This window comes from Kocuria sp. WN036 (genome assembly GCF_002287015.1).
GTDB classification, from domain to species: Bacteria; Actinomycetota; Actinomycetes; order Actinomycetales; family Micrococcaceae; genus Kocuria; species Kocuria rosea.
Window position 1 is genome coordinate 110206 of record NZ_NSKF01000003.1, and the last position, 23000, is coordinate 133205.

A 23000-nucleotide genomic window follows, 5' to 3' on the forward strand; every position below is an offset into this window, starting at 1 on the left:
CCACGACGGAGCGCCGCCCCCGGGATCCCCGGGGGCGGCGCTCCGTCGTGCGTGCTCAGCGCAGGACGACCGTGCGGTTGCCGTGCAGGATGACCCGGCCCTCGCAGTGCCACTTCACGGCGTTGGACAGGGCCTTGCACTCGGTGTCCCGCCCCGCGGCCACGAGGTCCTCCGGGCCGTAGGTGTGGTCCACGTCCACGAGCTGCTGCGCGATGATCGGGCCCTCGTCCAGCTCGGCGTTGACGTAGTGCGCCGTGGCGCCCACGGTCTTCACCCCGCGCTCGTAGGCCTGGTGGTACGGCTTGGCGCCCTTGAAGGACGGCAGGAACGAGTGGTGGATGTTGATCACCCGTCCCTCCATCCGGGTGGCCAGCGAGTCGCTGAGCACCTGCATGTAGCGGGCCAGGACCACGAGGTCCACCTCGAAGCGGTCCACGAGCTCCAGCAGCCGGGCCTCGGCCTCGGGCTTGGTGTCCCGGGTGACGGGCACGTGGAAGAACGGGATGCCGTGCCACTCGACGAGGCGCTGGTGGTCGCGGTGGTTGGAGACCACCGCGACGATGTCCACGGGCAGGTCCCCGGTCCGGGCGCGGAAGAGCAGGTCGTTGAGGCAGTGGCCGAACTTGGAGACCATCACCAGCACCCGCCGCTTCGCCCCGTGCTCGCTGAGCTCCCAGCGCATGTCGAACCGCTCGGCCACCGGGGCCAGGTCCGCCCGGAGGGCCTCGGGGTCGAGGCCGTCCTCCGTGGCGGAGGCGACGTGCACGCGCATGAAGAAGTGGCCCAGCCGCCGGTCGTCGAACTGGGTGAGCTCCACGATGTTGCACCCGTGCTCCAGGAGCACCCCGCTGACGGCGTGCACGATCCCCGGTCTCTCCGGGCAGTCGAGGGTCAGCACCAGCTCCGTCGTGGGTGGAGCGGTGGTGACGGCCTGCGGCTGCAGGCGCTGCTCAGCATTCGATGACGTTGACGGCCAGTCCACCACGGGAGGTCTCCTTGTACTTGATCTTCATGTCGTTGCCGGTCTCGCGCATGGTCTTGATGACCTGGTCGAGCGAGACCGTGTGCTCGCCGTCGCCCTGGAGGGCCAGGCGTGCGGCGTTGATGGCCTTGACGGAGGCGATCGCGTTGCGCTCGATGCACGGGATCTGCACGAGCCCGCCCACGGGGTCGCAGGTCAGCCCGAGGTTGTGCTCCATGCCGACCTCGGCGGCGTTCTCGACCTGCTCCGGCGTGCCGCCGAGGACCGCGCACAGGCCCGCGGCGGCCATGGAGCAGGCCGAGCCCACCTCGCCCTGGCAGCCCATCTCCGCGCCGGAGATGGAGGCGTTCTCCTTGATCAGGATGCCGACGGCCGCCGCCGTCAGCAGGAACTCCACCACGCCGTCCTCGTCCGCCCCGGCGACGAACCGGTCGTAGTAGTGCAGCACGGCGGGGATGATGCCCGCCGCCCCGTTGGTCGGGGCGGTGACGATCCGCCCGCCGGAGGCGTTCTCCTCGTTGACCGCCAGGGCGTAGAGGTTGATCCACTCCATGGCCTGCAGCGGATCGGACGCCGGCCGGACGGCACACGCGTCGGCGGCCGCCTCGGCCTCGCGCAGCCGCGCCCGCAGGCCCGGCGCCCGGCGGCGGACCTTCAGCCCGCCGGGCAGCCGGGCCTCCGTGCGCGTGCACCCGTTCTCCACGCACTCCTGCATGACGGCCCAGAGGCGCAGCAGGCTCGAGCGGAGCTGCTCCTCGCTGCGCCAGGACAGCTCGTTGGCGAGCATGATCCCGGCGATCGAGGTCCCCTCCCGCCGGCAGTGCTCCAGGAGCTGCCGGCCGGTGGTGAACGGGTACGGCACCTCCGTGGTGTCCTGGACGATGCGGTCCGCCCCGGACACGTCCCCGTCCACCACGAACCCGCCGCCCACCGAGTAGTAGGTCCGCTCCCGCACCGGCTCGCCGTCCGCCCCGAAGGCTGCGAACGTCATGCCGTTGGGGTGCGCGGGCAGCGACCTGCGCCGGTGCATGACGACGTCCTCGGCGCGGTCGAAGGGGATCGGCCGGACCCCCGCCAGGCACAGCTGCCCGCGCTCCGTGCTCATCCGCACCTGGTCGTCCGCCGTGTCGGTGTCCACGGTCTCCGGATCCTCGCCCTGCAGCCCCAGAATCACGGCCTTGTCCGAGCCGTGCCCGTGACCGGTGGCGCCGAGCGAGCCGAACAGCTCGGCCCGGACCCTGGCGACTCCCTCGAGGAGACCGGCCCCGGCCAGCCCGTCCGCGAACAGCCGGGCGGCCCGCATGGGGCCCACCGTGTGGGACGAGGAAGGGCCGATGCCGACGGAGAACAGGTCCAGGGCGGACAGCGCCATCAGGGCACCTCGGGAGAGGCGAACTCCGTCATGCCGTCCAGCAGCCACCGGGCGGTGTACTCGGCGAAGGAGGCCCGCGGCATGATCCGCCACGTCAGCTCCTCCGTGCGCCACAGCAGCACCTGCACCGGGCCCAGGGTCGTGGCCACGGCGGTGCCGACCGCGAAGGCCCGCGGGTGCAGGTCCAGGTGGCAGCTCTTCTCGAGCACCGCGCGGGCCGAGGGCCCGGACAGCTCGAGGGTGGTGCGGTTGGCAGACAGGTCCACGGCCTGCCCGGGCTCGGTGCCGAGGGCCCCGGCCAGCCCGGCGGCGGTGCCGGCGTCGTCGGTGCCCGCCGCTCGGAGGTCGCTCCCCGCAGGGCCGATCTCCGCGGGCCCCACGCCGTCGGGGCCGACGAGCAGGAACTCGTCGGGCCCGATCCACAGGATCGCCGTGGCCCCGGCGGTGCCGGTGACCCGGCCGTGGCCGGTCGGCAGGGGCATCCCGGCCGCGGCGGCGACCGCCTCGGCGGCCGGAGTGCCGGGCGCCACCCGGATCCCGACCATGGTCAGGAACGGGATCTCGCGCAGGGCCACGCCCCGCTCGCCCGTCACGGTCTGCTCGTGCATCTGCTGCGCGAGGTGGGCGAGGGGACTGCGGCGCAGGGCGGTGGTGTCGGTCAGGAGCTGCTCAGCCATCACGGCGGTTCCCTTCGGGGTCGTAGAGCACGGGTTCTGCGATGACGACGTCCACGAGCCGCCCGTCGAGCGGGGCCTGGAGCGTCTCACCGATGCGGTTGCGGCCGTTCTCCACCAGGGCGAGCCCGAAGGTCCGGTCCAGGGCGGCGCTGCGGTAGCTGGAGGTGACGTGGCCGACCATGGGCACGGGGGCGACCTCCGGGGTGATGGGCGTGCCGTGGTCCACCAGCTGGGCGCCCTCCGGCAGCCGGAACGTCCGGTCCACCGGCAGGACCGCGACCAGCTGCTTGCGGTCCGGGCTGGTGGCGGACGGGCGGTCGTAGGAGCGCCTGCCGATGAAGTCCTTGGTCTTGGACACCACCCACTCCATCCCCAGGTCCTGCGGGGTGACCGTGCCGTCGGTGTCCTGGCCCACGATGGGGAAGGCCTTCTCCGCGCGCAGCACGTGCATGGTCTCGGTGCCGTAGGGGGTGATGCCGTACTCGGCGCCGGCCTCCGCGACGGACTCCCAGACCGACAGGCCGTACCAGGAGGAGACGTTGATCTCGAAGGCCAGCTCCCCGGAGAAGGAGATCCGGCAGATCCGTGCGGGCACCCCGGAGGCCAGGACGGTCTCGCGGAAGGCCATGAACGGGAACGCCTCGTTGGACAGGTCCAGCTCGGGGGCGAGCTTCTCGACGACGGCCCGGGACTTCGGGCCCACGACGGCGACGGTGGTGTACTGCTCCGTGACCGAGGTGAAGGTGACGTCGAGCTCCGGCCACTCGGTCTGGGACCACTCCTCGAGCCAGTCCAGGACCTTGGCCGCGCCACCGGTGGTGGTGGTCATGAAGTACCGGTCCTCGTCCAGGCGCAGGGTCACGCCGTCGTCGAAGACCATCCCGTCGGGGGTGCACATGACCCCGTACCGGCCCATGCCGGGCTTGAGCTTCTTGAAGGCGTTGGTGTAGACGCGGTTGAGGAACTCCCCGGCGTCCTTGCCCCGGATCTCGATCTTGCCCAGGGTGGTGGCGTCCATGAACCCCACGGACCCGCGCACGGCCGCGCACTCGCGCAGCACCGCCGTGTCCATGTCCTCCCCGGCCTGCGGGTAGTACCAGGGCCGCTTCCACTGCCCGACGTCCTCGAACAGGGCCCCGTGGGCCACGTGCCAGGGGTGGACCGAGGTCAGCCGCGCCGGGTCGAACAGGTGGCCGAGCCGTCGTCCGGCCAGGGCCGTGAAGGCCACCGGGGTGTAGGGGGCGCGGTAGGTGGTGGTGCCGATCCCGCCGACGTCGGTGCTGTTCAGCGCCGCGGCGATGACGCCGATGGCGTTGACCCCGGAGGTCTTGCCCTGGTCGTTGGCGGTCGAGATGGAGGTGTAGCGCTTGACGTGCTCCACGGACCGCATGCCGGCGCCGGTGGAGCGCAGCACGTCCGCGACCGTCTGGTCGCGCTGGAAGTCGACGAAGTGGCGGCTCCAGCCGGCGGACGCGCCCTCGGGCCCGGGCACCAGCCACAGCGGGCGGACGGGCGAGGACTCGACGCTCTCCGCGTGCGGGGTCTCGGGCTGGGTCTCGAAGCCGGCCCGGCCGGCGGCCTCGGCCCCGGCGAGGGCCCCCTCGGTGAGGCACCACGCCAGGTCGGTGGTGCCGTTGACCGAGCCCGCGGTGTGCTGGTCCCGCACGGGGGCGCCCGGCACGAACGCCGCGAGGCGCTCGTCCCAGGTCAGCTTGCCCTGCCGCTGGCTGTGCAGGTGGACCACCGGGGTCCACCCGCCCGAGACGGCGAGCAGATCCGTGTCCACGGTGGTGGTGGGGCCGGTCAGCGCGCCGGAGCCGTCGATCCCGCCGATCGTCACGGCGCTGATCCGCCCGTGCTCGCCGTCGCCGGCGGTGTCCACCACGGCGCTGCCGGTGATCAGGCGAACCCCGGTGGCGGCGGCGATGTCGGCGGCCCGGCCGTGGAGCTCCGGGCGGGAGTCGACCACGGCCGCGACACGGACCCCGGCGGCGGCGAGGTCGGCCACGAGGTCGTAGGCGGAGTCGTTCGTGGTGGCCACGACCACCGACGTGCCGGCGGCGACGGCGTAGCGGTTGAGGTAGGTGCGCACCGATCCGGCGAGCATGATGCCGGGGCGGTCGTTGTTGGCGAAGACGACCGGCCGCTCGTGCGCGCCGGTGGCGAGCACGATCTGCTGCGCCCGCACGTGCCAGATCCGCTCCCGCGACACGCCGGGACCCGGGGCCTCGGCGAGGTGGCCGGTGCGCCGCTGGACGGCGACGACGTAGTTGGCGTCGTAGTTGCCGAACGCCGTGGTGCGGTGCAGGACAGTGACCTCGGGCTCGGCCTCCAGGGCGGTGAGGGTGCGGGCGACCCAGTCGCGGGCGGGCAGGCCGTCGACGACGTCGTCGCGGCCCGACAGCAGGGAGCCTCCGGCCTCCGGCTGCTCGTCCATGAGGATGACCCGGGCCCCTGACTTCGCGGCCTCCCGGGCCGCGGCCAGCCCGGCGGGGCCGGCGCCGACGACGAGGACGTCGGTGTGCACGTGCTTGTGGTCGTAGACGGCCTCGTCCTTGCGGGGGTCGAGCTGTCCGAGACCGCGCAGGTAGGACGCCTGCAGACCGTCGGTCAGCTCGACCGTGGTGGCCGGGAGCATGGACTCGTCGACGTCGGCCTCCGTGCGCGCGGCGACCTTGACCAGCGCGTTGGGCTCCTCCACCCCGGCGGACACGATCCCGCGCGGACGGCCCAGGTACATCGAGTCGCCGCAGTGGATGCGCCCGGCGGCGAGCAGGGCCGAGGCCAGGGTGTCGCCGGCGTACCCGGTGTGCTCCTGCCCGTCGACGGTGAAGCGCACCGGCGTGGTGCGGTCGATGCTGCCGGGCGCACTCTGCTGCGCCGGCAGGCGGTGGGTCTGCGCGCTCACTTGACGCCTCCGATCTCGGGCTTGGGCTCGTCGATCCTGTAGACGGCCTTGATGTCGTAGGTCACGGTGTCGCGGACGACGTTGAACCAGCGGCGGCAGCCGACGGCGTGGGCCCACCGTTCCGCGATCAGACCCTTGGGGTTGTTGCGGTAGAAGAGGTACTCCGCCCACTCCTTGTCGGAGAGCCGGCTGGGGTCCTCGGGGTAGGGCACGTGCGCCTCCCCGCCGTACTGGTACTCGGTCTCGTCGCGCGGCCCGCAGTTGGGGCACTCGATCAGCAGCATGGTGTTCCGGCCTCCTAGTGGGCCACGGCGGCGGCGCCGTGCTCGTCGATGAGGACCCCGGTCTCGAACCGCTCCAGGGCGAAGGGCTCGTTGAGGGGGTGGGGCTCGTCGTGGGCGATGGTGTGGGCGAAGGAGTAGCCGGCGCCGGGGGTTCCCTTGAACCCGCCGGTCCCCCAGCCGCAGTTGACGTACATCTGGTCCACGGGCGACTTGGAGACGATCGGGGAGGCGTCCAGGGTGACGTCGACGATGCCGCCCCACGTGCGCAGGACGTGGGCGCGGGCGAAGATCGGGAAGAGCTCCACCGCTGCCGCCATCTGCTCCTCGATGACGTGGAAGGCGCCGCGCTGGCCGTAGCCGTTGTAGGCGTCCACGCCGGCGCCCATGACCAGCTCGCCCTTGTGGGCCTGGGAGACGTAGACGTGCACGTGGTTGGACATCACCACGGTCGGGTGCACGGGCTCGTGCAGCTCCGAGACCAGGGCCTGCAGCGGGTGGGACTGGATCGGCAGCCGGAACCCGGCGAGCTCCGCCAGGACCGAGGAGTGCCCGGCCCCGCAGAGTCCGACCTTGCCGGCGTTGATCCGCCCGCGGGACGTCTCCACGGCCACCACCCGGTCGCCGTCCTTGACGAAGCCGGTGACCTCGCAGTTCTGGATGATGTCCACGCCCATCTCGTCGCACTTGCGGGCGAAGGCCCAGGCCACGTGGTCGTGCTTGGCGATGCCCGCGCGCGGCTGGTAGGTCGCCCCCATCACCGGGTAGCGGATGTCGTCCCCGATGTTGATGATCGGGCACAGCTCCTTGACCTGCTCCGGGCTGATCCACTCCGCGTCGATGCCGTTGAGCTTGTTCGCGTTGACCCGGCGCATCGACTCGCGGACGTCCCCCAGGGTGTGCGCCAGGTTCATCACGCCGCGCTGGGAGAACAGGAAGTCGTACTCCAGCTCCTCGGGCAGGATCTCCCAGAGCTTCAGGGAGTGCTCGTACATCGCCGCGGACTCGTCCCACAGGTAGTTGGAGCGGATGATCGTGGTGTTGCGGGCCATGTTCCCGCCGGCCAGCCAGCCCCGCTCCAGCACGGCGATGTTGGTCATGCCGTGGTTCTTGGCCAGGTAGTAGGCGGTCGCCAGCCCGTGTCCGCCGCCGCCGACGATCACGGCGTCGTAGGAGGACTTCGGGTCCGGGTTGCGCCACAGGAAGTCCGGGTGCTCCGGCAGCAGGTCGGCCATCAGAAGGCTCCGTTCAGGGCGGGGGCGGACAGGTTCGGGTAGAGCGGGAACCGCTCGGCCAGGGCGGTCACGCGATCGCGCAGCTGCTCGACGAGCTCGTCGGTCAGCTCCTGGATCAGCGCCTGGGCGATGATGTCGGCCACCTCCGTGAACTCCTCGGCCCCGAAGCCGCGGGTGGCCAGGGCCGGGGTGCCGATCCGCAGACCGGAGGAGACCATCGGCGGGCGGGGGTCGAAGGGCACGGCGTTGCGGTTGACCGTGATCCCGATGCGGTGCAGCCGGTCCTCGCCCTGCTGTCCGTCGAGCTCGGAGTTCCGCAGGTCCACCAGCACCAGGTGCACGTCGGTGCCGCCGCTGACCAGGTTGATCCCGGTGGCCATGACGTCCGGGGACAGCAGCCGGGTGGCCAGGATCTTCGCGCCCTCCAGGGTGCGCACCTGGCGGTCGGTGAACTCCTCGGCCGCGGCATGCTTGAAGGCCACGGCCTTGGCGGCGATCACGTGCTCCAGGGGGCCGCCCTGCTGACCGGGGAAGACCGCGGAGTTGATCTTCTTCGCGTGCTCCTGCTTGCACAGGATCACCCCGCCGCGCGGGCCGCCGAGCGTCTTGTGCGTCGTGGAGGTCACCACGTCGGCGTGGGGCACCGGGTTGGGGTGCAGCCCGGCGGCGACGAGCCCGGCGAAGTGCGCCATGTCGACCATCAGGTACGCCCCGACCTCGTCGGCGATCGCGCGGAACGCGGCGAAGTCCAGCTGCCTCGTGTAGGCGGACCAGCCGGCGATGATGAGCTGCGGGCGGTGCTCGCGGGCGAGCCGGGCGACCTCGTCCATGTCGACCCGGTGGTCGTCCTCGGAGACCCCGTAGGCGGCGACCTGGTAGAGCTTGCCGGAGAAGTTGAGCTTCATCCCGTGCGTCAGGTGCCCGCCGTGGGCGAGGTCCAGACCCAGGATGGTGTCGCCGGGCTGGAGCAGCGCGGACATGGCCGCGGCGTTGGCCTGCGCCCCGGAGTGCGGCTGGACGTTGGCGTGCTCGGCGCCGAACAGGGCCTTGAGGCGGTCGATCGCCAGCTGCTCGATCACGTCCACGTGCTCGCAGCCGCCGTAGTAGCGCCGGCCGGGGTAGCCCTCGGCGTACTTGTTCGTGAGCACCGAGCCCTGGGCCTCCATGACCGCCGAGGGCGCGAAGTTCTCGGAGGCGATCATCTCCAGCGTGGACTGCTGGCGCCGCAGCTCGGCGTCGACGGCCGCGGCGACCTCGGGGTCGCTCTCGGCCAGCGGCTGGTACAGGGGGTGGTCCTCGTGCACGGTCATGTGCCCTCCTGGGAAGTCTTCTGTGTGCAACTGATATATCAGTTGTTCAGGCCTAGTATGTGACGAGGGGCACGGCGGGTCAAGCATGACGTCCCGTCCCGTCGTCATCCGGCGCTCGGGCCCCGTCACACACGCCGCAGGAGGGGCCCGCATGCTGCAGCACACCGACGAGACCGCGGCGGGCGGCCGGTCCCTGGCCGACCAGGCCTTCCTCCGGCTGCAGGACCGGTTGATCCTGCTCGACATCCCGCCCGGCAGCCCGCTCAATGAGGCCCGCCTGAGCGAGGACCTGGGCGTGGGTCGCACTCCGCTGCGCGAGGCGCTCAAACGGCTGGAGTCCGAGCATCTCGTGGTGACCTATCCGCGCCGGGGGACGTTCGCGACCACGGTGGACATCACAGCCCTGTCCGAGATCTCCCAGGTGCGCGAGGTGCTGGAGCCGCTGGCGGCCCGTCTGGCCGCCGGGCGGCGCGGGGGTGCCGCCCGCGAACGGCTGGAGCGGCTGCGGGAGCAGCTCGAGGAGCCGGCCGCCGAGGAACGCGAGGACACCCTGCGCTGGGACGTGGCCATCCACCGGGCCGTGTACGCCGCCGCCGGCAACGCGCACCTGGAGACGACCCTGACGCGCTACGGCAACCTGGCCACCCGCATCTGGTGCGTGGCCGCCGACCGGATCCCGCAGCTGCAGGAGCACATCTCCGTGCATGCGGCCCTGCTCACCGCGGTGCTGGAGGGCAGGGGTGACGAGGCCGCCACGATCATGCTCGAGCACATCCGCGACTTCGAGGAGCAGGTGCGGCGGGTCCTCTGAGCGGCCAATTGTTGCGCTGATCACAACTTCGATGCGTCGCCGCCGCACCACGGGCGGCTGAATGTCTCCCTGTGTGACCGGGTTTAACCTCGCAGTAACACGAATTAACGCCACGGCCATTGACGGTGAGCTGGATCACTCCCTACATTGAGGCAACGCTGTTGCAATCAATGCAACACATCATCCTCGGGAGATGCTCATGTCCCACCCCTCCGACGGCAGCGCGACCACGACGGCGCCGACGACCTCCCCGGTCACCGGGGCCCCCGATCCCGCGGTCCGGCGCCGCGTGGTGGCGGCCAGCTTCATCGGCAACTTCGTCGAGTGGTTCGACTACGCGATCTACGGGTACCTGGCCGCCACCATCGCGGTGGTGTTCTTCCCCGAGTCCGATCCGCAGACGGCCCTGCTGGCGACCTTTGCCCTGTTCGCCATCTCGTTCTTCGTCCGCCCGTTCGGCGGCTTCGTCTGGGGGCACCTCGGCGACAAGCTCGGCCGGCGCACGGCGCTCTCCCTGTCCATCCTGATCATGTCGGTCTCCACGTTCTGCATCGCCCTGATCCCGGGCTACGACTCCATCGGGATCTTCGCACCGGTGCTGCTGCTCGTGGTGCGCATCGTGCAGGGGTTCTCCGCGGCCGGGGAGTACGCCGGGGCCTCGGCGTTCCTCGTCGAGTACGCCCCGGACCGCCGGCGCGGGGTCTACGCCGCCGTGGTGCCCGCGAGCACGGCCACCGGCCTGCTCTTCGGCTCACTGTTCGTCGCCGGCCTGACCGCGGTGCTCTCCGACGACCAGCTGACCAGCTGGGGCTGGCGCATCCCCTTCCTGCTCGCAGCGCCCATGGGCCTGATCGGCCGCTACATCCGCACGAAGCTCGAGGACACCCCGGCGTTCCAGGAGCTCGCCGCGGAGGACGAGGTCATCACAGCCCCGGTCCGGGACATGTTCCGCAACCACTGGGGCGCCCTGCTGCGCGCGGTCGGCGCGGTGCTGCTCAACGCCGTGGGCTTCTACATCCTGCTCAGCTACATGCCGACCTACCTCTCCGAGGAGATCGGTCTCGGGAGGACCGAGTCCTTCCTGGCCACCTCGCTGGCGCTGCTCTCCTACGTCGGCTTCATCTTCCTCACCGGTCTGGCCTCCGACCGGTTCGGCCGCAAACGGATGCTCATGGCCGCGTCCGTGAGCTTCATCGTCCTGACGGTGCCGGCGTTCATGGTGCTGGAGTCCGGGTCGTTCGTGGCCGTGCTGGCGGTCCAGGTGCTGCTGGGGGCGATGCTGACCCTCAACGACGGGACGCTGCCCAGCTTCCTGGCCGAGCTGTTCCCCACCCGCATCCGCTACACCGGCTTCGCCGTGAGCTTCAACCTCGCCAATGCCGTCTTCGGCGGCACGGCCCCCTTCATGGCCACGCTGCTGATCTCCGCTTTCGCCACGAACCTCGCACCGGCCTGGTACCTGATGGCCGCCGCGGCGGTGTCCTTCGTCGCCGTCGCCCTCTCCCGCGAGACCTGCGGCAAGCCCCTGGAGCGCTGACGCTCCTCCACGACCACCCTTCCCGGTCGGCGCCACCCCGGCGCAGATCATCCCGCACCAGCACCACCCACGAAAGGACGACCATGACCACCTCGCCCATCACCGCCCCCGCCGCCTCCGTCGCCGAGCTCGAGCGCCTGAAGACCCTGCACAACGGGCAGAAGGAGCAGCTGACCTTCTCCGACGCCGAGTTCGAGCGCCGGCTGGACGGCCTGCGGCGGATCATGGCGGAGCAGCAGCTCGACGCCGTCATCCTCACCAGCTACCACGGCATCAAGTACTACTCGGACTTCCTCTACACCACGTTCGGGCGCAACTACGCCCTCGTCGTCACCGCCGACGACTCCGTCACGGTCACCGCCAACATCGACGCCGGCATGCCGTGGCGCACCAGCTACGGCGACAACATCGTCTACACCGACTGGCGGCGCGACAACTTCTACTACGGCCTCCAGGAGGCCCTGCGCCGGCGCGGTGTGCAGGCCCGGCGGATCGGCGTCGAGGACGACGCCCTGCCGCTTCTGACCCGCCGGCGCATCCAGGCCGCGTTCGAGGGCGCGGAGCTCACCGACGTCTCCCAGGACGCCATGCGCCAGCGCATGATCAAGTCCGCCGAGGAGATCGAGGTCATCAAGCACGGCGCGCGCATCGGCGACCTCGGCGGCGAGGCCATCCGCGCGGCGATCCGCGAGGGCATCACCGAGTACGAGGTCGCGCTCATCGGCACCGAGGCGATGGTCCACGAGATCGCCCGCACCTTCCCGCACCGCGAGGTCCGCGACACCTGGGTGTGGTTCCAGTCCGGGATCAACACCGACGGCGCCCACAACTGGGCCACCACCCGCAAGCTGCAGCGCGGAGACATCCTGTCCCTGAACTGCTTCCCGATGACGTCGGGCTACTACACCGCCCTGGAGCGCACCCTGTTCCTCGGCGAGCCGGACGCCCGCTCGCGCGAGCTGTGGGAGATCAACGTCGAGGTCCACGAGCGCGGCCTCGAGCTGATCAAGCCGGGCGCGGTGTGCAAGGACATCGCCGCGGAGCTCAACGAGATCTTCATCTCCCACGGCCTGCTCGCCAACCGCACCTTCGGCTACGGCCACTCCTTCGGCGTGCTCAGCCACTACTACGGCCGCGAGGCCGGCCTGGAGCTGCGCGAGGACATCGACACCGTGCTGGAGCCGGGCATGGTCGTGTCCATGGAGCCGATGATCACGGTCCCGGAAGGCGAGCCGGGCGCCGGGGGCTACCGCGAGCACGACATCCTCGTCGTCGGCGAGGACGGCGCGGAGAACATCACCAAGTTCCCGTACGGCCCCGAGCACAACATCGTGTCCGCCTAGGCGCGGAACGACGACGACGGCGGCGGCGCCCCGGTGCGCCGCCGCCGTCCTCCCCGGCAGCTCCTCTGCCGCAGCCGCACCCCGCGGCACCGCCACATCCACTGCACGGAAGGACCACGGTGGTCACCACCCGTTCGCTCGAAGACCTCGACGCCCACAGCTACCAGGAGTACGTGGCCACCGGTCAGGGGCTGGTGCTCATCCCCACCGGGGCCACGGAGCAGCACGGTCCGCACATGCCGCTGGGCGTGGACGCCATGCTCTCCCGCGCCATCTGCGCCGCCGCGGCGGAGGACCTCGACGCCCTGGTGGCGCCGGCCTTCTGCTACGGCTACAAGTCCCAGCCCCGCTCCGGGGGCGGCAACCACCGCGCCGGCACCACCAGTCTCTCGGCCCAGGCCCTCATCACGCAGACGAAGGACGTGGTGCTGGAGTTCTTCCGCCACGGCGTCCGCCGGATCGCGGTGGTCAACGGCCACTTCGAGAACTACCAGTTCCTCTACGAAGGACTCGACCTCGCGGTGCGCGAGGCCCGGGCCGGCGGCCTCGACGACAGCCGGGCCCTGCTGCTCTCGTACTGGGACTTCGTCGACGAGCAGACCCTGGCGGCCGTCTTCCCCGACGGCTTCCTCGGCTGGGACATCGAGCACGGAGGCGTCCTCGAGACCTCGCTGATGCTCCACCTGCACCCCGAGAAGGTCGACATGTCCCGGGCCCCCGACCATCCCCCCGCTGACCTGGCCCCCTACGACGTTTTCCCCGAGGACCCCGCTCGCACCCCGAGCTCCGGGTGCCTCTCCTCTCCAGCAGGCGCGACCGCCCAGCGCGGCGAACTGCTGCTCTCCACCGTCCGCACCGGCATCGTCCGGGCGGTCACCAGCGAGTTCGGGAAGTGAGAAACACATGAAGAAGTCACACGCCTCCGCGGCGGCCGCCACCGAGGCCGTGACCGTGCCGCGGTTCCGGGGGCGGCACCTGCCGGCCCTGGACCGGCTCGTCATCACGGTCCTCCCGCCCCTGCTCATCATCGCCGTGCTGGTGGTGGTGACCATGGACCCGGGCGGCGCCGCCGAGGCCATCTCCACGGCGCGCACCTTCGTGACCGGGAACTTCACGTGGCTGTTCATCCTGTACTCGCTCGTGGCGGTCGCCGTGTGCGTGTGGCTGGTCGTCAGCCGCGTCGGCTCGATCCGCCTCGGCGGCCCGGACGCCCGCCCGGAGCACGGCAAGTTCGCCTGGTACTCGATGCTCTTCGCCTGCGGACAGGGCATCGGCCTCATCTTCTGGTCGGTCGCCGAGCCCATCCTGCTCCGGGACGACAACCCCGTCGTGCCCGCGGGACAGGACGGCGCGGCCGAGGGCGCCATGGTGTGGTCCTACTTCCACTGGGGCCTGACGGCCTGGGCCATGTACTGCGTGGTGGCCGTCTGCCTCGCCTACTCCCACCACAACCTCGGCAAGACCCTCACCTTCCGCGAGGCCACGGTCGACATCCTGCCGAAGTGGTCGCAGCGCGGGGCCGGCGTGGTCGTGGAGCTGCTGGCCATCATCGCCACCGTCCTGGGCCTGGCCACGTCCTTCGGCTTCGCCGCCATGCAGTTCAGCTCGGGACTCGCGTCCTTCACGGGGCTCTCGCCGAGCTCGGGCGTCTGGCTGCTGGTGATCCTGGGCCTGGGCGGGCTCACCGCCGTCTCCGCGTTCTTCGGCATCAACAAGGGCATGAAGCGGATCAGCGAGCTCAACTCGGTGCTGAGCATCGTGCTGCTCGTGGCCGTGTTCGTCTTCGGCCCCACGATCTTCCTCATCTCCAACATCACGCAGACCTTCGGCTCCTTCTTCACCAACTTCCTGCCGATGAGCTTCTGGACCGACGCGGGGACCGCGGGTCAGGACATCGGCACCTGGCAGGACAGCTGGAACGGCTGGTGGACCGTGTTCATCTGGTGCTGGGTCATCGCCTTCAGCCCGTTCGTCGCCGGCTTCATCGCCCGCATCTCCCGGGGGCGCACCATCCGTGAGTTCGTCATCGGTGTCACGGTGGTCCCCTCCCTGATCGTGATGGCGTGGATCGGCGTGATCGGCTCGGCGGCGCTGCACTACGACGACCGCAGCGACCGCGGCATCTCCGCGGCGGTCGCGGCGGACACGTCCAGCGGACTGTTCGTCATGCTGGAGTCCGTGCCCGTCGTCGGCTCGCTGCTGCTCGTGGTCGCCACCGTGCTCGTCGCCACCTACTACGTCACCTCCCTGGACTCCGGCGCCCACGCCCTGGCCGAGTTCGTCTCCGCGCCGCGGAGGGCCGGGCCCCTCTTCCGCGTGGTGCTCGTGGCCAGCATCGCCGCCGTGGCGGTCACGCTGCTCACGCTCGGCGGCACCGCGGTGGTGGACACGGTGCAGACCGGCACCATCATCGGGGCCTTCCCGTTCTCCTTCGTCATCCTGTTGATGATCGCGAACCTGGTCCGGCGGCTGCTCACCCGCACCCCGGAGACCGAGCGCCTGGAGCGCGAGGTCAACGACCCCTCGCCGGACGCGCCCGGCGGCGGGGACGCCACGGTGGTGGAGCGGGCGGTCCCGCAGCCCCCGGCCCGGCCGGCCGCGGTGCCCGCCGGACGGGAGCCGGTCCCGGACGCGCTCGCGCGGCCGTGATCCCCGCCCGCGGGACGGTGGCCCTGACCGCGGTCGCGGCGTGCCCACCGTCCCGCGGTGCGAGCGCCGGCGCACGGCCTCCGGGCGGCGGGGCCGCGACACACGGCCCCGCCGCCGGGACGGCCGTGCACGGCGGACCCGCCCCCGTGCAGGAGAATGGAGAGTCCTATGACTGAATCACCGGCCAGCGCCTCCTCGAGCGAAGCCCGCGCGGCGTCCGTCGTCTCCCACGCCCTGCGGGTGCTGCGGTGCTTCTCCGCGGCCGAGCCCACGCTCGGGGTGACCGAGATCGCGGCGCGCGTGGGCCTGCACAAGAGCACCGTCTCCCGGCTCCTGACCACCCTGGAGCGGGAGGACGTGGTGGAGCGGGACCCGCAGACGCGGCGCTACCGCCTGGGGCTCGGCCTGATCTCCGTGGCCGGCCCGCTGCTCGCGGAACTGGACGAGCGGCGGGTGGCGTACCCCGTGCTGCTCGAGCTGACCGAGCAGACCCAGGAGACCAGCGCGCTGCTGGTCTGGAACGGCGACCAGGCCGTGTGCGTGGAGCAGATCCCCAGCCCGCGGCAGATCAAGCACACCACCCCGCTGGGCACCCGGTACGACACGGCCCTGAGCGCCTCGGTGCAGATCTTCCTCGCCGAGCAGCCGCCGGAGCGGGTCCGGGCGCTGCTGCTGTCCGGGATCGTCGAGCTGCCCGATCCCACCGAGGCGGGCATCGAGCTCTACCTGGAGTCCCTGCGGCAGGTCGCCGAGGACGGGGTGGCCCTCAACTACGGCAAGACCTCCGTGGAGGAGGTCGGGGTCGCCGCCGCCGTCCGCGACCACCGGGACCAGCTGGTGGCGGCCGTCATGGTCGCCGCGCCCCGCTACCGGGTCACGCCGGAACAGGCCGAGCTGCTCGCGGCCGCCACCGTGGCGGCGGCCCGGGAGGTGTCCCAGCGGCTCGGCGCGGCACCGGCGGCCCGCCGGGCCGGGCGGGCGTCCCTGGAGGTGCGCTGACCGGGGCGCTCCTCACGCCTCGTCGGCCACGGCCCGCCCGATGGTCTCCCGCAGGATCTCGCTGGTGCCCCCGAAGATCGTCAGCAGCCGGGACGCGAGATAGGCCTGCGCCACCGGGTAGTCGAGGATGTACCCGTAGCCGCCGTGCAGCTGGAGGCACCGGTCGGTGACGGAGCGCGCCCGCTCGCCGGCCCAGTACTTGGCCTTGGACGCCCCCACCACGTCGAGGGTCCCCGCGTTGAACGCGTGCACCGCCCGCTGCACGTAGGCCTCGACGACCTCCACCTCGACCGTCAGCTCCGCGAGCTCGAACCGGGTGTGCTGGAAGTCCAGCACCCGGGAGCCGAAGGCCGTGCGCTCGCCGGTGTACCGGAGGGTGTCCGCCAGGGTCGAGCGGGCGACGGCGCTCGCGGCCACGGCCACCGCCAGCCGCCCCTGCGGCAGCACCTGCTGGATCTGCCGCAGCCCGCCGCCCTCGGCGCCGACGAGGTTCACCGCCGGGACCCGGACGTCCTCGAAGAACAGCTCGGCGGTGTCCGAGGCCCTGACCCCCATCTTGTCGAGCTGCTTGCCCGTCCCGTAGCCGGGGGAGTCCGCCTTGTGCACCAGGAACAGGCTGAGGGCGTCCTCCCCGGCGCGCCCGGTCTCCCCGTCCGTGCGCGCCAGGACGAGGGCGGCGTCCCCGCTGATCCCGTTGCCGATGAACGTCTTCTGACCGGTGAGCACCCACTCCTCGCCGTCGCGCACGGCCCGGGTGCGCACCCCGCGCAGGTCGGAGCCCGCGCCCGGCTCGGTCCAGGCCACGGAGGTGACGAGCTCCCCCGTGAGCATGCGCGGCAGCCACCGCCGCTTCTGCTCGTCGGTGCCGTGGGCGAGCAGGTGGGGCAGCACCCAGTCGTCGTGCAGGTGCAGGGCCAGGGCCACGCCGAGGGCGCCCTGGCGGACCAGCTCCTCGTCGAGCACGGCGCGGAACCGGTAGTCCGTCAGGCCCATGCCGCCGAACTCCTCGGGCACGGCGAGGCCGAGCAGGCCGGCCCCGCCGGCGGCCGTCCACAGGCTGCGGGGCATCATGTGCTGGGCGTCCCACGCGGCGTAGTGCGGGGCCACCTCGCGGGTCGTGAACTCGCGGGCCACCTCGCGGAACTCCTCGTGCTCCTCCTCGTAGAACGCCGGGGTCTCGGTCACGGGGTGCCTCCTGTGCTGGTGGGGGTCGGGGCGAACGCGGTGCGCAGCGCGGCCCAGGTCATCTCCTCGAGGGCGGCCCGGGCCGCGTCGAGCCGCCCCGCGTCCTGCGGGGCGCGCAGCCGGTGGGCCGTCCGCAGGGAGTGGGGGGTCGAGTTGATGAGCCCGAAGGCGGCCTGGGCGCGCAGGGTGAGCTCCGCGACGTCGCGCGCCGGGGCCAGCTCCTGCAGGGCGTCCACCCACAGCGTCACGTAGCCGCGCTGCAGGACGCGGACCGCGCGGCGGTCCTCCTCGGTCAGGTTCGGCAGCTCCCGGTCCTGCACCACGATCACGGCGGGACGGTGCAGCGCGAACTCCACCTGGAAGGAGATCAGCGCCCGCAGCCGCCGGGCCGGATCGGGGGAGCGGGCCACCACCTCGCGGCCCCGGTCGAGCAGGTCGTGGCTGACCTCGAGCAGGATCGCGCCCAGGACCGCCTGCTTGCGCGGGAAGTGCCGGTAGACCGCGGGCCCGCTGACCCCCGCGGCGGCGCCGATGTCGTCGATCGAGACGCCGGCGAAGCCGCGCTCGGCGAAGAGCGTGGCGGAGGCGGCCAGGAGGTCCTGGCGCCGCCGGGCCTTGGCCTGCCCGCGCACGGTGGTGGGCGGGCCGGGGCCGCGCTGGGTCTGGGTCACGGGTCCTGCTCTCGGGGTCGGATTCCTGGACATTCTAGTGAGCCACCACTAACCTGAACCCCAAGTTAGTCGTGATTAACCGAAATGGCATCCCCGGACGGCCGGCCCGGAGCGGAGGGAACCCATGCGCGTGCTGAGCACCCAGGTCGATCCGGGCGGCGCGGAGTTCGCCGCCAACGCGGCCGCCCAGCAGGGGCTCGCCGAGGAGCTGACCCGGCGCCTGGAGCGGGCGGCGCAGGGCGGGCCCGAGGCCTCCCGGCGGCGGCACGTGGCGCGCGGCAAGCTGCTGCCGCGCGAGCGGGTGGATCACCTGCTGGACGAGGGCAGCCCGTTCCTGGAGCTCGGCGCCCTGGCCGCGGAGGGGATGTACGACGACGAGTGCCCGGGGGCCGGCCTGATCGCCGGGATCGGCCTGGTCCACGGCCGGCAGGTGATGGTCGTGTGCAACGACGCCACGGTCAAGGGCGGCACCTACTACCCCGTGACGGTCAAGAAGCACCTGCGCGCCCAGGAGATCGCCCTGGAGAACCGGCTGCCCTGCGTCTACCTCGTCGACTCGGGCGGGGCGTACCTGCCGCTGCAGGACGAGGTCTTCCCGGACCGGGAGCACTTCGGGCGGATCTTCTTCAACCAGGCCCACCTCTCGGCGGCGGGCATCGCGCAGATCGCGGCCGTGCTCGGCTCCTGCACCGCTGGCGGGGCCTACGTCCCGGCGATGAGCGACGAGACCGTCATCGTGCGCGGGCAGGGCACGATCTTCCTGGGCGGCCCGCCGCTGGTGAAGGCCGCCACCGGCGAGGAGGTCACCGCCGAGGAGCTCGGCGGCGGAGAGCTGCACGCCCGGACGTCCGGGGTGGTCGACCACCTCGCCGAGAACGACGCCCACGCCCTGCAGATCGTCCGGGACATCGTGGCGACCCTGCCGCCGCCGGGCCCGCGGGCCTGGCCGGTGAGGGAGCCCGCGCCCCCGGCCGTGGCCGAGGACGAGCTCCCCGGGGCGGTGCCGGTCGACCCCAACTCCGGCTACGACGTGCACGAGGTCATCGCCCGGCTCGTGGACGGCAGCCGCTTCGCCGAGTTCAAGGCCGAGTACGGCACCACGCTGGTCACCGGCTTCGCCCACGTCCACGGCCACCCCGTGGGCATCGTGGCCAACAACGGGGTGCTCTTCGCGGAGTCGGCGCTGAAGGGCGCCCACTTCGTCGAGCTGTGCGACCAGCGCGGGATCCCCCTGCTGTTCCTGCAGAACATCACCGGCTTCATGGTGGGCCGCGACTACGAGGCCGGCGGCATCGCCAAGCACGGCGCCAAGATGGTCACGGCCGTGGCCACCACCCGGGTGCCCAAGCTCACCGTGGTGATCGGCGGCTCCTTCGGGGCCGGCAACTACTCGATGTGCGGGCGGGCCTACTCCCCGCGCTTCCTGTTCCTCTGGCCCCAGGCGCGGATCTCGGTGATGGGCGGGGCCCAGGCCGCCTCGGTGCTGGCCACCGTGAAGGCCGACCAGCTGGCCGCCCGCGGGCAGGAGTGGGACCCGGCCGAGCGCGAGGCGTTCATGGCGCCCATCCGGGCCCGGTACGAGGCCCAGGGCAGCCCCTGGTACTCCACCGCCCGGCTCTGGGACGACGGCGTGATCGCCCCCACCGACACCCGGGAGGTGCTCGGGCTGGCCCTCGAGGTCTGCTCCCGGACCCCGCTGCCCGAGCCGGCCTTCGGCCTCTTCAGGATGTGATCCCCGTGACCGCCGGCACGCCGCCGCGCCGCTTCGACGTCGTCCTCGTGGCCAACCGCGGGGAGATCGCCCGCCGGGTCCTGCGCACGCTCCGGGCGCTGGGGATCCGCTCGGTCGCGGTCTACAGCGAGGCCGACCGGGACGCGGTGCACGTGCGGGAGGCCGACACGGCCGTGTGCGTGGGCCCGGCGGCCCCGGCCGAGAGCTATCTGCGCATCGACGCCGTGCTCGGGGCGGCGCGGGCCACCGGCGCGCAGGCGATCCACCCCGGCTACGGGTTCCTGTCCGAGAACGCCGCCTTCGCCCGGGCGTGCGCGGACGCGGGGATCGTGTTCATCGGCCCCGGCGTGGAGGCCCTCGAGACGATGGGCGACAAGATCCGCGCCAAGCGGCACGTGTCCGCCGCCGGGGTGCCCACGGTCCCCGGGGTCTCCGAGCCCGGTCTCGACGACGACGCCCTGGCGGCCGCGGCCGCCGGGATGACGTACCCGATCCTGATCAAGCCCTCGGCCGGGGGCGGCGGCAAGGGCATGCACGTGGTGGCGGCCCCGGACGAGCTGCCGGAGGCCCTGGCCACGGCCCGCCGGGTGGCCGCGGCCGCCTTCGGCGACGACACCCTGCTCCTCGAGCAGCTCGTCGAGTCCCCCCGGCACATCGAGGTGCAGGTCCTCGCCGACGCCCACGGGGCCGTGGTCCACCTGGGGGAGCGGGAGTGCTCCCTGCAGCGGCGGCACCAGAAGGTCATCGAGGAGGCGCCCTCGCCGCTGCTGGACCCCGCCACCCGGGAGCGGATCGGGCAGGCCGCCTGCCGGGTGGCCCGCTCCGTGGGCTACACCGGTGCGGGCACCGTGGAGTTCCTGGTGCCCGCCGCGCAGCCCGGGACCTTCTACTTCATGGAGATGAACACCCGCCTGCAGGTGGAGCACCCCGTCACCGAGCTGGTCACCGGCACGGACCTCGTGGCGCAGCAGATCCGCGTCGCCGCGGGGGAGCCGCTGGACCTGGCGCAGGAGGACGTGGTGCTCACCGGCCACGCGGTCGAGGCCCGGCTCTACGCCGAGGACCCCGCCCGCGGCTTCCTGCCCACCGCCGGCACCGTGCTCGCCCTGGAGGAGGCCTCCGGCCCGGGGATCCGCGTGGACTCCGCGCTGGCACCGGGGCTGACCGTGGGCTCGGACTACGACCCGCTGCTCGCCAAGGTCGTCGCCTGGGGCGCCGACCGGGTCCAGGCCCTCGACCGGCTCGACCTGGCCCTGGCGGACACCGTGGTGCTCGGGGTGGGCACCAACACCGAGTACCTGCGCGCCCTGCTGGCCGATCCCGGGGTGCGCGCCGGGGTCATGGACACGACCCTCATCGAGCGGCGCCTGCCGGAGCTGGAGTTCACGGCACCCGACGAGAGCCACTTCGCCGCCGCGGCCGCCCACCTCGCCCGGCACCGGCCCGCCGACCCGCGCCCCGCCGGGGACACGGGCCCCTGGTCCCGCCCGGACGGCTGGCGGGCCGCCGGCCGCGCCCGGCCCGCGGTGGTGCTGGCCCACGGGCTCGAGGAGCCCCGGCGGACCGCCGTGGACCCCGCCGTGCGCCTGACCCCGCTGCCGGGTCGCCCGGCCGCGCACCTGCTCGAGAGCGGCGGGACGGCCCGGGTGGTCCACGTGGCCGCGGGCGCGGACAGCGTCTGGGTGGGGGAGGGCGGCTGCGCCTACGAGCTCCGGGTGCTGACCCGCGAGGCCCGGCTCGAGCGGTCGCTGGCCGCCCTCGAGCGCACGGCCGGGCCCGCCGCCCCGGAGCTGCACTCGCCCATGCCCGGCACCGTGGTCGCCGTCCCGGCCGCCACCGGGGACCGGGTCGCCGAGGGGCAGACCGTGGTGGTGGTCGAGGCCATGAAGATGGAGCACCGCCTGACCGCCCCCACCGCCGGCACCGCCGAGCTCTCCGTGCGGGCCGGTGACCGCGTGGCGCTGCACCAGCTGCTCGCCCGCGTGGTCCCCGACGACGTCCCCGAGGGCGTGCCCGCACCGGTCCCCGGGGACGCCCGCGACGACGTGCCGGACGGCGCTCCCGCCGGGACTCCCGGCGGCGCCCCGGAGGACCCCGGCACCCGCCCGCAGACCGACCCCCGTCCGACCGACCAGGAGCGCACCCCATGAACTTCGAGCTCGACGAGGAGTACCAGGACCTCTCCGACACCGTCCGCGACTTCGCCGACGAGGTGATCGCCCCGGTCTCCGCGCGGTACGACGCCGCGCACGAGTTCCCCTACGACATCGTGGCGCAGATGGGGGAGATGGGCCTGTTCGGCCTGCCCTTCCCCGAGGAGTACGGGGGGATGGGCGGGGACTACTTCGCCCTGTGTCTGGCGCTGGAGCAGATCGCCCGCGTCGACCAGTCCGTGGCCATCACCCTCGAGGCCGGGGTGTCGCTGGGCGCCATGCCCATCCACCGCTTCGGCACCGAGGAGCAGAAGCAGCGGTGGCTCCCCGATCTCGCCGCGGGCCGGGCGCTCGCCGGGTTCGGGCTCACCGAGCCGGAGGCCGGCTCGGACGCCGGCGGGACCCGCACCACTGCGAAGCGGGAGGACGGGCAGTGGGTGATCGACGGCGCCAAGGAGTTCATCACCAACTCCGGCACGGCGATCACCCGCCTGGTGAACGTCACCGCGGTCACCGGCACCACGGAGCTGCCGGACGGGCGGGTGCGCAAGGAGATCTCCACGATCATCGTCCCCACGGACACCCCCGGCTTCCGCGCCGAGCAGGCCTACGACAAGGTCGGCTGGAACGCCTCGGACACCCACCCGCTGTCCCTCCAGGACGTCCGCGTCCCCGAGGAGAACCTGCTGGGGGAGGAGGGCCGCGGCTACGCCAACTTCCTGTCCATCCTCGACGAGGGCCGCATCGCCATCGCGGCCCTGGCCACGGGCGCGGCCCAGGGCTGCGTCGAGGAGTCCGTGCGCTACGCGCGCGAGCGGCAGTCCTTCGGCCGCCCCATCGGGGACAACCAGGCCGTCTCCTTCAAGATCGCCCGGATGCAGGCCCGCGCCCACACCGCCCGGCTGGCCTACTACGACGCCGCGTCCCGGATGCTCGCCGGGCGGCCGTTCAAGACGCAGGCCGCGATCGCCAAGCTCGTGGCCGGGGAGGCCGCGATGGACAACGCCCGGGACGCCACCCAGGTCTTCGGCGGCTACGGGTTCATCAACGAGTTCCGGGTGGCCCGCCACTACCGGGACGCCAAGATCCTCGAGGTCGGCGAGGGCACCACCGAGGTGCAGCTCATGCTCATCGCCCGCGAGCTCGGACTCTGAG

The 23000-nt window shown here is 72.4% G+C and carries 18 protein-coding genes; 9 read left to right on the forward strand and 9 right to left on the reverse strand.

The annotated features are described in order from the left end of the window. Window positions 1-55: 55 nt before the first annotated feature. The 7 genes from purU to glyA are packed head-to-tail and all read right to left on the reverse strand — an operon-like array spanning window position 56 to window position 8765. Window positions 56-943, reverse strand: a complete 888-nt coding sequence (purU, locus tag CK505_RS03320; RefSeq protein WP_031283052.1) for a formyltetrahydrofolate deformylase — start codon at window positions 941-943, stop codon at window positions 56-58. A gap of 7 nt (window positions 944-950) precedes the next feature. Next, the gene (locus CK505_RS03325) at window positions 951-2354 is read right to left on the reverse strand and encodes an L-serine ammonia-lyase (protein WP_017833542.1); all 1404 of its coding nucleotides are present in this window, start codon (window positions 2352-2354) and stop codon (window positions 951-953) included. Continuing rightward, the gene (locus tag CK505_RS03330; protein ID WP_095650222.1) at window positions 2354-3031 is read right to left on the reverse strand and encodes a sarcosine oxidase subunit gamma; all 678 of its coding nucleotides are present in this window, start codon (window positions 3029-3031) and stop codon (window positions 2354-2356) included. The genes CK505_RS03325 and CK505_RS03330 overlap by 1 nt, the downstream gene beginning before the upstream one ends. After that, complete coding sequence (locus CK505_RS03335) at window positions 3024-5939, reverse strand: sarcosine oxidase subunit alpha family protein (protein ID WP_017833540.1); 2916 nt, start codon at window positions 5937-5939, stop codon at window positions 3024-3026. The genes CK505_RS03330 and CK505_RS03335 overlap by 8 nt, the downstream gene beginning before the upstream one ends. Beyond that, window positions 5936-6223 carry a sarcosine oxidase subunit delta gene (locus CK505_RS03340; protein WP_017833539.1) on the reverse strand — a complete coding sequence of 96 codons (288 nt, stop codon included), beginning with the start codon at window positions 6221-6223 and terminating at the stop codon, window positions 5936-5938. The genes CK505_RS03335 and CK505_RS03340 overlap by 4 nt, the downstream gene beginning before the upstream one ends. A gap of 14 nt (window positions 6224-6237) precedes the next feature. Continuing rightward, window positions 6238-7455, reverse strand: coding sequence for a sarcosine oxidase subunit beta family protein (locus CK505_RS03345; RefSeq protein ID WP_095650223.1), 1218 nt, complete (start codon window positions 7453-7455; stop codon window positions 6238-6240). Beyond that, a complete protein-coding gene (glyA, locus tag CK505_RS03350; protein ID WP_095650224.1) occupies window positions 7455-8765 on the reverse strand; it encodes a serine hydroxymethyltransferase in 1311 nt (436 codons plus the stop codon). Before glyA ends, CK505_RS03345 begins: the two co-directional genes overlap by 1 nt. A 151-nt stretch (window positions 8766-8916) precedes the next feature. Here glyA and CK505_RS03355 point away from each other — a divergent pair, with 151 nt between their 5' ends. From CK505_RS03355 to CK505_RS03380, 6 genes are all read left to right on the forward strand, one after another. Then, complete coding sequence (locus CK505_RS03355; protein WP_095650225.1) at window positions 8917-9576, forward strand: GntR family transcriptional regulator; 660 nt, start codon at window positions 8917-8919, stop codon at window positions 9574-9576. Window positions 9577-9775: 199 nt separating this feature from the next. Continuing rightward, window positions 9776-11113: an MFS transporter gene (locus CK505_RS03360; protein ID WP_095650226.1), complete on the forward strand. Its 1338-nt coding sequence runs from the start codon at window positions 9776-9778 to the stop codon at window positions 11111-11113. An 83-nt stretch (window positions 11114-11196) separates the two neighbouring features. Then, the gene (locus CK505_RS03365) at window positions 11197-12456 is read left to right on the forward strand and encodes a M24 family metallopeptidase (RefSeq protein WP_095650227.1); all 1260 of its coding nucleotides are present in this window, start codon (window positions 11197-11199) and stop codon (window positions 12454-12456) included. A gap of 119 nt (window positions 12457-12575) precedes the next feature. Next, entirely contained in the window at window positions 12576-13352 is a 777-nt protein-coding gene (locus CK505_RS03370) for a creatininase (protein ID WP_095650228.1), read from the forward strand. Between the two features lie 7 nt (window positions 13353-13359). Next, complete coding sequence (locus tag CK505_RS03375; protein ID WP_095650229.1) at window positions 13360-15105, forward strand: BCCT family transporter; 1746 nt, start codon at window positions 13360-13362, stop codon at window positions 15103-15105. Window positions 15106-15273: 168 nt separating this feature from the next. Then, window positions 15274-16104 carry an IclR family transcriptional regulator gene (locus tag CK505_RS03380; protein ID WP_081994055.1) on the forward strand — a complete coding sequence of 277 codons (831 nt, stop codon included), beginning with the start codon at window positions 15274-15276 and terminating at the stop codon, window positions 16102-16104. A gap of 12 nt (window positions 16105-16116) precedes the next feature. On the opposite strand, the gene CK505_RS03385 is transcribed toward CK505_RS03380, so the two are convergent. Together CK505_RS03385 and CK505_RS03390 are read right to left on the reverse strand one after the other, a co-directional pair. Further along, entirely contained in the window at window positions 16117-17289 is a 1173-nt protein-coding gene (locus CK505_RS03385) for an acyl-CoA dehydrogenase family protein (RefSeq protein ID WP_035923467.1), read from the reverse strand. Beyond that, window positions 17286-17960 carry a TetR/AcrR family transcriptional regulator gene (locus tag CK505_RS03390; protein ID WP_017833132.1) on the reverse strand — a complete coding sequence of 225 codons (675 nt, stop codon included), beginning with the start codon at window positions 17958-17960 and terminating at the stop codon, window positions 17286-17288. Before CK505_RS03390 ends, CK505_RS03385 begins: the two co-directional genes overlap by 4 nt. A gap of 124 nt (window positions 17961-18084) precedes the next feature. Here CK505_RS03390 and CK505_RS03395 point away from each other — a divergent pair, with 124 nt between their 5' ends. The 3 genes from CK505_RS03395 to CK505_RS03405 are packed head-to-tail and all read left to right on the forward strand — an operon-like array spanning window position 18085 to window position 22999. Then, entirely contained in the window at window positions 18085-19692 is a 1608-nt protein-coding gene (locus CK505_RS03395) for a carboxyl transferase domain-containing protein (RefSeq protein WP_095650230.1), read from the forward strand. Next, window positions 19689-21842 (forward strand): biotin carboxylase N-terminal domain-containing protein, encoded by a 2154-nt coding sequence (locus CK505_RS03400; RefSeq protein WP_095650231.1) that lies wholly within the window; start codon window positions 19689-19691, stop codon window positions 21840-21842. Before CK505_RS03395 ends, CK505_RS03400 begins: the two co-directional genes overlap by 4 nt. Then, the gene (locus tag CK505_RS03405; protein WP_035923460.1) at window positions 21839-22999 is read left to right on the forward strand and encodes an acyl-CoA dehydrogenase family protein; all 1161 of its coding nucleotides are present in this window, start codon (window positions 21839-21841) and stop codon (window positions 22997-22999) included. Before CK505_RS03400 ends, CK505_RS03405 begins: the two co-directional genes overlap by 4 nt. The last annotated feature ends 1 nt before the right edge of the window (window position 23000 follow it).